Origin of the sequence: Polaromonas sp. C04, assembly GCF_002002705.1 — a bacterium.
GTDB lineage: Bacteria > Pseudomonadota > Gammaproteobacteria > Burkholderiales > Burkholderiaceae_C > Rhodoferax_A.
Window position 1 is genome coordinate 157,861 of record NZ_MUNS01000041.1, and the last position, 11,690, is coordinate 169,550.

Here is an 11,690-nt window from a genome sequence, read left to right on the forward strand (position 1 = left end):
ATTTACCCCTGTAAAACAGATTTACCAATGATCAGCTGCTGCACCTCGGTGGCGCCTTCGTAGATACGCAGCGAGCGGATGTCGCGGTACAGACTCTCCACCTTGACGCCGACCTTCACGCCCAGGCCGCCGTGCAGCTGCAGCGCCATGTCGATCACGCGCTGGGCGTTCTCGGTCGCCGTCATCTTGGCCATGGCGGCTTCCATCGTGACGCGCACGCCACCCCGCTTTTCGCCCTCGTCGCGCAGCCAGGCGGCGCGGTAGGTCAGCAGCGCGGCCGCATCGACCAGCGCCGCCATCTCGCCAAGCCTGGCCTGCGTGAGCTGGAAGTCGGCCAGCGTCTGGCCGAACATCTTGCGTTGTTTTGCGTGCGACACGGCCTCAAACAGCGCGCGCCGCGCCATACCCAGCGCGGCGCCCGCCACGGACGCGCGGAAGATGTCCAGCGTTTGCATGGCGAGCTTGAAGCCGCCGTTCAGGGCGCCGAGTTGCGCGCTCGCGGGAATGGTGCACTGGTCGAACTTGAGCGTGGCCAGCGGATGCGGCGCCATCACGGCGATGTGCTCCGACGTGTCCAGCCCTGGGGTGGCGGCATCGACGATGAAGGCGGTGATGCCGCGCGTGCCGGCCGCAACATCGGTCTTGGCGAAGACGCAGTAGAAGTCGGCGATACCGCCGTTGCTGATCCAGGTCTTGGTGCCGTTCAAGATATAGGAGTCAAATACGCCTTCAGCCCTTGTTGGGTCTGCGCAAGTAGCTTCTGTTTTCATAGCGCCCGCGTCGGAGCCGGCATCGGGCTCGCTCAGCGCAAAGGCGGCGATCTTGTCGCCCCGGGCCACCGCGGGCAGATAGGCTGCCTGCTGCGCCGGAGAGCCCGCCAGCGTGATGGCGCCACTGCCCAGGCCCTGCATGGCAAAGGCAAAGTCGGCCAGTGGCGAGTGGAATGCCAGGGTCTCGCGCAGGATCACCAGCGCGCGCGAGTCGAGCCGCTCCAGCGCGCCGCCGTGCTTGGCCGGCACGCAGTAGCGCAGCCAGCCGTGCGCGCCGAGCAGCGCGACCCACTCCTTGCAGGCGCGCCGGTCGTCCGACTCGTCCACGCGCTGCTGCGGCGCCCAGTCCGCCAGGCGTTCGCCCAGCGCGCGGTGCGCGTCGTCGAAAAACGGCAGCGCCAAATGTTGTGTGGGAGATCTCATCTTAGTTGCTCCACCGCGCCTGGCGTGAGCCGCGACGCATGAAACCGGCGCAACCAGATGCCAGGGATACTGCGGAACCGGCTTTGCCGGGCCGCTGGCATCGCACCCTTGAGGGGGAGGCGCCGCAGGCGCTTCGGGGGTGTTTCATTTCAGTCTCCACCGAACACGGGTTTTTGCTTCGCCGCAAACGCCTCATAGGCGCGCCGGAAGTCGTGCGTCTGCATGCAGATCGCCTGGGCTTGCGCCTCGGCCTCGATCGCCTGCTCGATCGTCATGGCCCATTCCTGCTGCAGCATGGTTTTGGTCATGGCGTGCGCAAAGGTGGGTCCTTGCGCCAACTCGCGTGCCATCGCCTGCGCCTGGGGCAGCAGGTCGCCTGGGGCGTGCAGCGTGTTGAAGAAGCCCCAGGCCAGTCCTTCGGTGGCCGTCATGGCGCGGCCCGTGAACAGCAGTTCGCTGGCGCGGCCCTGGCCGATCACGCGCGGCAGCAGGGCGCAGGCGCCCATGTCGGCACCGGCCAGGCCGACGCGCGTGAACAGGAACGCGGTTTTGGCCTGTGCCGTGCCGTAGCGCAGGTCGCAGGCCAGCGCCATCATGGCGCCCGCGCCGGCGCAGATGCCGTCGATCGCGCCGATCACCGGCTGCGGGCAGTTGCGCATGGCCTTGACCAGGTCGCCCGTCATGCGCGTGAACTCCAGCAGCTCGGGCATGCTCATCTTGGTGAGCGGGCCGATGATCTCGTGCACGTCGCCGCCCGAGCAGAAGTTGCCGCCCGCGCCGGTGACCACGACCGCCTTGACGTCGGTCGCGGATTTGAGTGCGTGGAACAGGTCGCGCAACTCGGCGTAGGACTCAAACGTCAGCGGGTTCTTGCGCTCGGGCCGATTGAGCGTGAGTGTGCCGACGCCGGCGTCGAACTGCCAGGCAAAGTGCCGGGCCACGTAGTGGGCCAGCGGGTTGAACTGGGCGCGCATGGGATTGCCCGCGACTATGTAGTGCTTCATGTGATCTCCAGAAAATCGGTACTGACGTGGTCCTTGACCTTGCCCAGCAGCCTGTGCAGCGTGGCGATTTCTTTGGCGCCCAGGCTCGCGAAAGCGTCCACGATCCAGCCCTCGTGCCGCTGCGCCATCTCGTGGAACTGCTTGCGGCCCTTGGGCGTCATGCGCACCAGGAAGGCGCGGCGGTCGCCGGCCACCTCGAGCCGCTCCACCAGGCCCTCGGCCACCAGCTGGTCGGTGATGCCGGTGACGTTGCCGCCCGTGACCATCATGCGGCGCGACAGCTCATTCATCTTCATGCCGCCCTCCGTGCGTTCCAGCTGGGCCATCAGGTCGAAGCGGGGCAGGGTGGTGTCGAACTGCTCGCGCAGGCCGCTGCGCACCTGCTTTTCGATCAGCTGCGTGCAGGTCAACAGGCGCAGCCACAGGCGCAGCGCTTCGGGGTGTTCACTGTGGGCGCGTGCTTCGAGGTCCATGATTCAGTCTTTCAGTTGCTATTAATTTAATAGCTGTAAGTCAATGTATCTCAAGGGCTGCAGCCTGTTTTTGCTTGAGAACTTCGCGGTACAGCTGATCGCGCCCGCTCAGGTACTGCTTGGGCCAGTCGACCGCGCGGCTTTGCAGTTTGGCGGCTTCATGCAGCGTCCAGGCCGGGTCCGCCAGATGCGGGCGCGCAATCGCGCACAGATCGGCGCGGCCGGCCGCGATGATGCTGTTGGCGTGGTCGGCCTCGGTGATGGCGCCGACCGCGATGGTCTGGATGCCCACCTCGTTGCGGATGCGGTCCGCAAACGGGGTCTGGTACATGCGCCCATACACCGGTTTGGCCTGGCGCGTGGTCTGGCCCGAAGATACGTCGATGAAGTCGCAGCCCGCCGCCTTGAACAGGCGCGCGATCTGCACCGCGTCGTCGCCCGTGATGCCGCCCGGCGCCCAATCGTGCGCTGAAATGCGCACACTCATGGGCAGGTGCGCGGGCCAGGCCGCGCGCATGGCACGGAACACTTCGAGCGGGTAGCGGCAACGGTTCTCCAGGCCGCCGCCGTACTCGTCGCTGCGCCGATTCGTCAGCGGCGTGATGAAGCTCGACAGCAAATAGCCGTGCGCGCAGTGCAGCTCCAGCCAGTCGAAGCCGGCCGCGGCCGCGCGCCGGGTGCTGTCGACAAACTGCCGGGTGAGCAGATCCATGTCGGCGCGTGTCATGGCGTGCGGCGTCTGGTTCTGCGCGCCATAGGGCACGGCGCTGGCGCCCAGCAGCGGCCAGTTCGGCGCTGCATCGGGGCGCCCTGCGGGCGCGGGCAGCGGCTCGTCGGTGGTTTCCCAGCCCAGCTGCGTGGAACCCTTGGGACCGCTGTGGCCGAGCTGCATGCCGATCTTGGCGCTGCTCTGGCCGTGCACGAAATCGACGATGCGCTTGAACGCGGCCTCTTGCGTGTCGTTCCACAGCCCGGTGCAGCCGGGCGTGATGCGGCCCTCGGGCGTCGGGCTGGTCATCTCGACAAACACCAGGCCGGCGCCGCCCAGCGCTCGTGCGCCCAGGTGCACGAGGTGGAAGTCCTGCGGCACGCCGTCCACCGCGCTGTACATGGCCATGGGCGAGCACACGATGCGGTTTTTCAGTTCCAGTTCGCGCACCTGGAGCGGCAGCAGCATCGGCGGTACGGGATGGCCCCCACGCTCAGCAAAGTTGCCTGCTGCGCTGCCCCCCGAGGGGGCTACCCCGCCTTGGGACGGCCCGGCGTCGGGGTGGCCGCCCGCCAGCCAGGCTTCGTAGCCTTCGAGCCACTTCGCATCGCGCAGGCGCAGGTTCTCGTGGCTGATGCGCTGCGAGCGCGTGAGCAGCGAGTAGGCGAACTGCTCCACCTCCATGCCCGTGTAGCGGTTCACGTTCTCGAACCATTCGGTCGAGTTGCGCGCGGCGTTCTGGATCTTGAGCACCTCGACGCTGCGGCGCGCCTCGTAGCCCTGCAGCACCGCCGCCAGATCCTGGTGGGTGGAGAAGGCGCCGGCGTGCGCGCTGAACTCGTGCGCCAGGTCGATTGCATCCTCCAGCGCAAGCTTGGTGCCGCTGCCGATCGAGAAATGCGCGGTATGCGCAGCGTCACCCATCAGCACCACCGGCACCGGCGCGCCGCCTTCCTGCTTCTGCACCCAGTGCACCCAGTGCTCGCACACCACGCGCGGAAAGCGGATCCAGATGGCCGAGCCGCGCAGGTGTGTGGCGTTGCTCACCAGCGCGTGGCCGTCCAGGTATTTGGCGAACAGCCGCTGGCAGAACGCAATCGCCTCCTCCTGCGGCATGGTGTCCAGTCCGTGCGCCTTCCAGACCGCCTCGGGCGTTTCCACGATGAAGGTGGAGGTGCTGTCGTCGAACTTGTAGGCGTGGGCCTGGAACCAGCCGTGTTCGGTCTGCTCGAAGGCGAAGGTGAAGGCGTCGAAGGTCTTTTTCGTGCCGAGCCAGACAAAGCGGCACTGGCGCGTGTCGATGTCGGGCTGGTAGGTGTCGGCGTAGCGCGTGCGGATGCGGCTGTTCAGGCCGTCGCTGGCGATCACCAGGTCGGCCTGGTATTGCTGCGCCAACGCCTGGTCGTCGGTGACGTCGGTTTCGAACACCAGCTCCACGCCCAGCGCCAGGCAGCGCTCCTGCAGGATGTTGAGCAGCCGCTTGCGCCCGATGCCGCAAAAGCCGTGGCCGCCCGAGCGCACGCTGCGGCCCTTGAAAAACACCTCGATGTCGTCCCAGTGGTTGAAGGCGTCGCCGATCAGCCGGGCCGAGACCGCGTCGGCCGCCCGCAGGTTGCCCAGCGTCTGGTCGGACAGCACCACGCCCCAGCCGAAGGTGTCGAACGGGCGGTTGCGTTCGACTACGGTGATGCGGTGCTGCGGGTCTTGCTGCTTCATCAGCAGTGCGAAGTAGAGGCCGGACGGGCCGCCGCCGATGCATAGGATATTCATGGAAGAATAGTTTAGGCTTAAATTAAAAAATGTCAAACTGCCGATCTGGAAGATGTGACGGGATGTGAATGGCCGTCGCGGGTTGACGAGAATGGTTTTCGAGCCAAAATCAACGCATGCATAGCTTGTTTGAAAAAATCGAGTCCCGCCTGGCGGATTTGCCTGTGCCGGTTGCGCTGCGTTTGCCGGGGGGGCAGTTGCTGGGTTCCGCACAGTCGCTGGTGACGCTGGCGTTCAACCGGTGGTCGGCCGTAGCCACGTTTGCCAGCGGCAAAATCGGTGCGCTGGCGGAGGGGTATGTCGAGAATCGGGTTCAGATTGAAGGCAATATGCGCGACCTGATGGCCGTCGCGGCGGGCCTGCTGCCGGGCAACCCCGTGGCGTCCGACACGCGCTGGTGGGACGCCCTGCTGCGACGCGCCCGTTCGCGTGCGTCGCACACGCAGGAGCGCGACGCGCGGCAGATCCAGTTCCACTACGATGTCAGCGATGACTTCTACTCACTCTGGCTGGACCCGCTGCGGGTGTACTCCTGTGCCTATTTCCGCGACCCCGCGATGACGGTGGCGCAGGCGCAGCAGGCCAAGCTCGATCACATTTGCCGCAAGCTGATGCTCAAGCCGGGCGACCGCTTCCTGGACATCGGCGCGGGTTGGGGCGGGCTGCTGATGTGGGCGGCCGAGCATTACGGGGTCGATGCGACGGGCATCACGCTGTCGAAAAACCAGCAGGCCTACGTGCAGCGCCTGATCGGGGAAAAGGGCTTGCAGGGCCGGGTGCGCATGGAGCTGCGCGACTACCGCGAGCTCGACGAAGCGCAGCCCTTCGACCGCATTGCCTCGGTGGGCATGGTCGAGCACGTCGGCTACGCCAATTTGCCGGCCTATTTCGGCAAGATCCAGCGGCTGCTCGCGCCCGGCGGCCTGGCCCTGAACCACGGCATCACGGCCGGCGGCCTGGAGAACGACCGGGTTGGTGCCGGCATGGGGGATTTCATCGAAAAATACATCTTCCCCGGTGGCGAACTGGTGCATATCAGCCACATGCTCAGGGTCGCCGCCACGGCGGGCCTGGAGATGGTCGATACCGAGAATCTGCGGCCCCACTATGCGCGCACGCTGTGGGCCTGGTCGGACGCGCTGGAGCAGCATCTGGACGAGGCGCGCAAGGTGCTGCGGGCAACCAGTGACGACACACGGGCCGAGCGCATCCTGCGGGCTTACCGGCTGTACCTCGCGGGCAGCGCCATGGGCTTTGAGCAGGGCTGGGTGTCGCTGCACCAGATGCTGCTGGCGAACCCCGCGAACGATCTTCCATCTGAGGCGATGAAAGGAGCACAATCCGTCTTCCCGTTTAACCGTGACTACATTTATCGCAGCCATGATTTACAAATTCAAGTCCAGAGCGACCGGTGACCTCATCATGCTGGAGCCTGACGGGCGGCGCGTGCTCGAGATCATTGGCAAGACCCCGGGTCCGCAAGGCATCATCGTGGTGGAGCAGATGCTGCCCGCCGTGGCGGCACTGAATGCGGCCATCGCCAAGGCCGAAGCCGACTTCAAGGCGGCGGCCGAGGCGGCCGGCGGGGTCGACAATGTGCCGACGCCGCATGACGCGGTCACGCTGCGCCAGCGCGCCGTGCCGTTCATCGAGATGCTCAAGGAATGCGCGAAGGCGGAGCGGGAGATCGTCTGGGGCGTGTAGGCCGCCCGGGGCGAAGCTGCTGCTCTACAGCTGCTACCGATAGCTGCGCGCGTCCTCGATCACCTTGCCATCGTTCGGCAGGCTGCCGGGTGCGAGCAGTTGCACATCGCCGCGCAGCTTGGTGACATCGCGGATCGCCTCGCCGATCCTTGCGGCCAGCTCGGGCGGGTTTGACGCGGTTTCCACCTGCAGCGTCATGCGGTCATGGGCCATCTCGCCGGCCACCACCAGCCGCGCCTTCAGCACCTCGGGAAAGCGCCGGGCGATGTCCGCCACCTGCGCTGGGTGCACAAACATGCCGCGGACCTTGGTGGTCTGGTCGGCCCGGCCCATCCAGCCCTTGATGCGCGTGTTGGTGCGCCCGCTCGGGCAGGCACCGGGCAGGATGGCCGACAGGTCGCCCGTGCCGAAGCGGATCAGCGGGTAGTCCGGGTTCAGCGTCGTGACGATCAGCTCGCCGACCTCGCCCTCGGGCACCGGCTCGCCCGTGCCGGGGCGCACGATCTCCACGATCACGCCTTCGTCGAGCACCAGTCCCTCGCGCGCCTCGGTCTCGTATGCGATCAGGCCCAGGTCGGCGCTCGCGTAGCACTGGTAGCCGGCAATGCCGCGCTCGGCCAGCCAGTCGCGCAGGCTCGGTGGAAAGGCCTCGGCCGAGACCAGCGCCTTGCTGACCGTGGGCAGCGCGATGCCCATCTCGGCCGCCTTGTCCACAATGATCTTCAAAAAACTCGGCGTGCCGATGTAGCCCGCGGGCTTGAGCTCGGCCATGGCCTGCACCTGCTGCTCGCTCTGGCCGGTGCCGCCCGGAAACACGGTGCAACCCAGTGCATGCGCGCCGCTCTCCATCATCGAGCCTGCCGGCACGAAGTGGTAGCTGAAACAGTTGTGAATCAACTCGCCCGGCCGAAAACCGGCCGCGAACAGCGCGCGCGCCAGCCGCCAGTAGTCCCGGCGTGTCCCCTCAGGTTCGTAGATGGGCCCAGGGCTGGCGAACACGCGCGGCATGGCGGCACCGGGCGCCAGAGTGCAAAAACCGCCGAAGACGTCGCCACCCGCCGCGCGCGCGGCCTGCTGCCGCTCCAGCAACGCGTGCTTGCGGGTCACCGGCAGCCGCGCCAAGGCGGCGCGCGAGGTGACCGCCGCGGCCTGCACGCCTTGCAGGATGCCGGCAAACGCGGCAGAGTGGGCTTGCGCGTTCGCGACCTGCCGGGGCAGCGCTGCCAGCAGCGCGGCTTCGCGCTCAGTGGGGGTGCGGGTTTCCAGTGTGTCGTAGAAAGAATTCATGACGATGGTCGATAGGGTTGGGTGCTTGTGGAGGGTCTATGCAGGGGCGTGATCCGAGCGTCGCCGGGCCGCCCCAAGACGGTCGGGGCCCCCTCGGGGGGCAGCGACCACACGCAGTGAGGGAGCGTGGGGGTCATGCCAGCCAGCGTTTGCGGCGCCTGTAGCTCTTCACGTCCTTGAAGCTCTTGCGCTCACCGCCACCGACGCCCAGGTAGAACTCCTTCACGTCCTCGTTGTTGACGAGGTCGCTGGCCGCGCCGTCCATCACCACACGGCCCGACTCCATGATGTAGCCGTAGTCGGCGTATTTGAGCGCCATGTTGGTGTTCTGCTCGGCCAGCAGGAAGGTGACCTTCTCGCGTTCGTTGAGGTCTTTCACGATGTTGAACACCTCCTCGACAATCTGCGGCGCCAGTCCCATGGAGGGCTCGTCGAGCAGCACCATGCTGGGGTTGGCCATCAGGGCCCGGCCGATGGCGCACATCTGCTGCTCGCCGCCCGAGGTGTAGGCCGCCTGCGAGGTGCGGCGCGTCTTCAGGCGCGGGAAGTAGTTGTAGACCTTCTCCAGGTTGGCCGCGATCTCGGCCTTGTCGCGGCGGGTATAGGTGCCCGTGAGCAGGTTCTCCTCGATGGTCAGGTGGGCAAAGCAGTGCCGCCCCTCCATCACCTGCACCACACCGCGCTGCACCAGGTCGGCCGGCGAGAGGTTCTCGATGCGCTCGCCGCGCAGCTCGATCGAGCCCTTGGTGACCTCGCCGCGCTCGCCGCGCAGCAGGTTCGAGATGGCGCGCAGCGTGGTGGTCTTGCCCGCGCCGTTGCCGCCCAGGATGGCCACGATGCGCCCCTGCGGCACCTGCAGCGAGACGCCCTTGAGCACCAGGATCACATGGTTGTAGATGACCTCGATGCCGTTGACGTTGAGAACGATGTTTGGACTGCTCATGTGGTGTATCCGTGTGAACCAACCGAAAGGCCAGCGTGCTGCCCTTTCGGTTGGCGGCTCGATGGAGCCGCTCTCCCTCCCGCTCGGCGGGAGGGGGTTGGGGAGGGTGTCGTCAATACCGGCAGGCACTGCCAACCTGATTCGCCGGGCGAATCAGGATTGGCAGTCAGCCGGCGTGCGGCGCGTCATCTTCTTGTCCGCCAGGTATTTGTCGGCGCCGGCCTTCACCATGGGTTTGATGATCTGCTCATCGGCCTCGATGTAGTCCGACGTGATGTCCCATTTTTTGCCGTCCCAGGTCTCGATGCGCGCCGCGGTCGAACCCATGTGGTCGGCACACGAGGTGCTGATCGGGCGCATCACGCCATTGAAGCCCAGCGCGTCGAGCCTGGCCTGCGTGAGGTTCAGGTTTTCCAGGCCCCAGCGGACCTGCTCGCCGCTCATGACCTTGCCCTTGCCAAAGCGCTCCTGCGCGCGGCGTACGGCCTCGTTCGAGAGCATCTGGATGATCACGCCGCGCGTGTACAGCACCGAGCCCACTTCGTCCTTCGGCCCCGTGCCCTGGCCCTTGGCATGCACGTACTTCAGGATGTCCTGCATGACCTTGGGTTGCTGGCCCGAGGTGTTGAGCGCCAGCGCGTGGTAGCCCTTGGCGCCTTCGCCCACATCCTTCACGTCAGGCTCGGCGCCGGCCCACCATACGCCGTACATCTTGTCGCGTGGGTAGCCGGTGGCTTGCGCCTCCTTGAGGGCCGTGGAGTTCATGACGCCCCAGCCCCACAGCATGACGTAGTCCGGGCGGCTCTGGCGCACCTGCAGCCAGGTGGCCTTTTGCTCCACGCCGGGTGCCGTGACCGGCAGCAGCTGCAGCTCGAAGCCGTTCATCCGGGCACGCTCCTGCAGCAGCGGGATCGGCTCCTTGCCAAAGGGTGAGTCGTGGTAGACCAGGGCAATCTTCTTGCCCTTGAGCTTGTCGAAGCCGCCCTCGCGCTTGGCGATGGCCTGGATGATGATGTCGGCGCCGGTCCAGTAGCTGCCCATCAGCGGGAAGTTCCACTTGAACGCCATGCCGTCCTGCGCCACGGACAGGCCGTAGCCGAGCGTGATCAGCGGGATCTTGTCGGTCGTGACTTTCTCGGTGAGTGCAAAGGTGATGCCGGTGGCCTGCGGATCGAACAGGGCTACACCCGGATGGCTCTTGAGCCGCTCGTAGCATTCCACGCCGCGGTCGGTGGCGTAGCCGGTTTCGCACTCCTCGTAGGTCAACTTGACACCGTTGATGCCGCCGTCGCGCGCGTTGATCATCTTGAGGTAATCCTGCTTGCCGTTGGCCCAGGGCGTGCCGTTGGGCGCGTAGGGGCCGGTGCGGTACGAGAGCAGCGGGAAGAACTGCTCCTTGGCCTGGGCCATCGCCGACGGCGCAGACACGGCGGCGGCGGCGAGCGCCAGCGCCCCGGCGATGAGTTGAATTCGAAGTTTCATGGCATGGTCTCCTGGGTTGAAATGAACGGACACGGGAACAAACTCAATGCGGGAACGGCCAAAGGCGAAGCTTCTGCTTGCCAATCGACCAGAGCCTGGCCAGGCCATGCGGCTCGACGATCAGGAACCAGACGATCAGGCCGCCAAACACCATCAGCTCGGCGTGCGAGATGCCCGCCGTCGAGATGCTGACGCCGAGCAGCCGGGCCAGCACGGGCAGGGACAGGCTCAGGGCAATCGGCAGGATCACGATGAAGCCGGCGCCGAAGAAGCTGCCCATGATGGAGCCCATGCCGCCGATGATCACCATGAACAGCAGGCGGAACGACTGGTCCACCGAGAACGCGGCGGGCTCCCAGGTTCCAAGATAAACAAAGGCCCAGAGCGCCCCGGCCACGCCGATGATGAAAGAGCTCACGGCAAAGGCGCTGAGCTTGGCGTAGACCGGGCGAATGCCGATCACGGCGGCGGCCACGTCCATGTCGCGAATCGCCATCCACTCGCGGCCTACTGAGCCGCGCACCAGGTTTTTGGCGAGCAGTGCAATCACGACCAGCAGCGACAGGCAAAAGAAGTATTTGCCCAGCGAGCTGTCCAGGGGCAGCCCGAACACCTGCAGGTTCGAGACCGAGACCGAACCTGAGGCCGAGTCGTTGGTCAGCCAGCTGATGCGCAGGAACATCCAGTCGCTGAAAAACTGCGCGGCCAGCGTGGTCACGGCCAGGTACAGCCCTTTCACGCGCAGGCTGGGCAGGCCGAACAGGATGCCGAACAGCGTGGCGCACAGCCCCCCCAGAATCAGCGCGAGCAGCAGCGGCATGCCGGGCACGCGCACCATGAAGTTGTAGGCGCCATAGGCGCCCACCGCCATGAAGGCGCCCGAGCCCAGCGAAATCTGGCCGCAGTAGCCCACCAGAATGTTCACGCCGACCGCGGCGAGTGAAAAAATCAGGAACGGAATCAGGATGGCGTTGAAAAAGTAATCGGTGGCGAGCCAGGGCACGGCGGCGAACGCCACCACCAGCAGCGCGCCAATGAACAGGCGGTCCTGGGTGACCGGGAAGATCTGCTGATCGGCCCGGTAGGTGGTTTTGAATTGACCGTTTTCGCGGTAAAGCATGAGGG

At 66.1% G+C, this 11,690-nt stretch carries 10 protein-coding genes; 2 read left to right on the plus strand and 8 right to left on the minus strand.

The features are described 5' to 3' along the window. Positions 1-2: 2 nt before the first annotated feature. From B0E49_RS17210 to B0E49_RS17225, 4 genes are all read right to left on the minus strand, one after another. Positions 3-1,193, minus strand: coding sequence for an acyl-CoA dehydrogenase family protein (locus B0E49_RS17210; RefSeq protein WP_077563643.1), 1,191 nt, complete (start codon positions 1,191-1,193; stop codon positions 3-5). A gap of 149 nt (positions 1,194-1,342) precedes the next feature. Beyond that, positions 1,343-2,197, minus strand: coding sequence for an enoyl-CoA hydratase family protein (locus tag B0E49_RS17215; RefSeq protein ID WP_077563645.1), 855 nt, complete (start codon positions 2,195-2,197; stop codon positions 1,343-1,345). Then, positions 2,194-2,670, minus strand: coding sequence for a MarR family winged helix-turn-helix transcriptional regulator (locus B0E49_RS17220; protein ID WP_077563646.1), 477 nt, complete (start codon positions 2,668-2,670; stop codon positions 2,194-2,196). Before B0E49_RS17220 ends, B0E49_RS17215 begins: the two co-directional genes overlap by 4 nt. 40 nt (positions 2,671-2,710) lie before the next feature. Beyond that, positions 2,711-5,149 carry a bifunctional salicylyl-CoA 5-hydroxylase/oxidoreductase gene (locus B0E49_RS17225; RefSeq protein ID WP_077563648.1) on the minus strand — a complete coding sequence of 813 codons (2,439 nt, stop codon included), beginning with the start codon at positions 5,147-5,149 and terminating at the stop codon, positions 2,711-2,713. A gap of 116 nt (positions 5,150-5,265) precedes the next feature. On the opposite strand from B0E49_RS17225, the gene B0E49_RS17230 reads away from it, so the two are divergent. Together B0E49_RS17230 and B0E49_RS17235 are read left to right on the plus strand one after the other, a co-directional pair. Continuing rightward, the gene (locus B0E49_RS17230) at positions 5,266-6,564 is read left to right on the plus strand and encodes a class I SAM-dependent methyltransferase (protein WP_077563650.1); all 1,299 of its coding nucleotides are present in this window, start codon (positions 5,266-5,268) and stop codon (positions 6,562-6,564) included. Beyond that, the gene (locus B0E49_RS17235) at positions 6,530-6,853 is read left to right on the plus strand and encodes a DUF1840 domain-containing protein (RefSeq protein ID WP_077563651.1); all 324 of its coding nucleotides are present in this window, start codon (positions 6,530-6,532) and stop codon (positions 6,851-6,853) included. The genes B0E49_RS17230 and B0E49_RS17235 overlap by 35 nt, the downstream gene beginning before the upstream one ends. A gap of 33 nt (positions 6,854-6,886) precedes the next feature. Here B0E49_RS17235 and B0E49_RS17240 read toward each other — a convergent pair whose 3' ends face one another. The 4 genes from B0E49_RS17240 to B0E49_RS17255 all read right to left on the minus strand — a co-directional run bounded on the left by B0E49_RS17240 (position 6,887) and on the right by B0E49_RS17255 (position 11,685). Beyond that, positions 6,887-8,140: a phenylacetate--CoA ligase family protein gene (locus B0E49_RS17240; RefSeq protein ID WP_077563653.1), complete on the minus strand. Its 1,254-nt coding sequence runs from the start codon at positions 8,138-8,140 to the stop codon at positions 6,887-6,889. Positions 8,141-8,273: 133 nt separating this feature from the next. Then, entirely contained in the window at positions 8,274-9,083 is an 810-nt protein-coding gene (locus B0E49_RS17245) for an ABC transporter ATP-binding protein (protein ID WP_077563654.1), read from the minus strand. A gap of 153 nt (positions 9,084-9,236) precedes the next feature. After that, a complete protein-coding gene (locus B0E49_RS17250; RefSeq protein WP_077563656.1) occupies positions 9,237-10,565 on the minus strand; it encodes an ABC transporter substrate-binding protein in 1,329 nt (442 codons plus the stop codon). 43 nt (positions 10,566-10,608) lie between these two features. Then, the gene (locus tag B0E49_RS17255) at positions 10,609-11,685 is read right to left on the minus strand and encodes a branched-chain amino acid ABC transporter permease (RefSeq protein ID WP_077563658.1); all 1,077 of its coding nucleotides are present in this window, start codon (positions 11,683-11,685) and stop codon (positions 10,609-10,611) included. Positions 11,686-11,690: the final 5 nt, after the last annotated feature.

Excerpts from the sequence above, each read along its gene's own strand:
- B0E49_RS17210 (WP_077563643.1), bottom strand. The coding sequence starts at position 1,193 with ATGAGATCTCCCACACAACATTTGGCGCTGCCGTTTTTCGACGACGCG.
- B0E49_RS17215 (WP_077563645.1), bottom strand. The coding sequence starts at position 2,197 with ATGAAGCACTACATAGTCGCGGGCAATCCCATGCGCGCCCAGTTCAAC.
- B0E49_RS17220 (WP_077563646.1), bottom strand. The coding sequence starts at position 2,670 with ATGGACCTCGAAGCACGCGCCCACAGTGAACACCCCGAAGCGCTGCGC.
- B0E49_RS17225 (WP_077563648.1), bottom strand. The coding sequence starts at position 5,149 with ATGAATATCCTATGCATCGGCGGCGGCCCGTCCGGCCTCTACTTCGCA.
- B0E49_RS17230 (WP_077563650.1), top strand. The coding sequence starts at position 5,266 with ATGCATAGCTTGTTTGAAAAAATCGAGTCCCGCCTGGCGGATTTGCCT.
- B0E49_RS17235 (WP_077563651.1), top strand. The coding sequence starts at position 6,530 with ATGATTTACAAATTCAAGTCCAGAGCGACCGGTGACCTCATCATGCTG.
- B0E49_RS17240 (WP_077563653.1), bottom strand. The coding sequence starts at position 8,140 with ATGAATTCTTTCTACGACACACTGGAAACCCGCACCCCCACTGAGCGC.
- B0E49_RS17245 (WP_077563654.1), bottom strand. The coding sequence starts at position 9,083 with ATGAGCAGTCCAAACATCGTTCTCAACGTCAACGGCATCGAGGTCATC.
- B0E49_RS17250 (WP_077563656.1), bottom strand. The coding sequence starts at position 10,565 with ATGAAACTTCGAATTCAACTCATCGCCGGGGCGCTGGCGCTCGCCGCC.
- B0E49_RS17255 (WP_077563658.1), bottom strand. The coding sequence starts at position 11,685 with ATGCTTTACCGCGAAAACGGTCAATTCAAAACCACCTACCGGGCCGAT.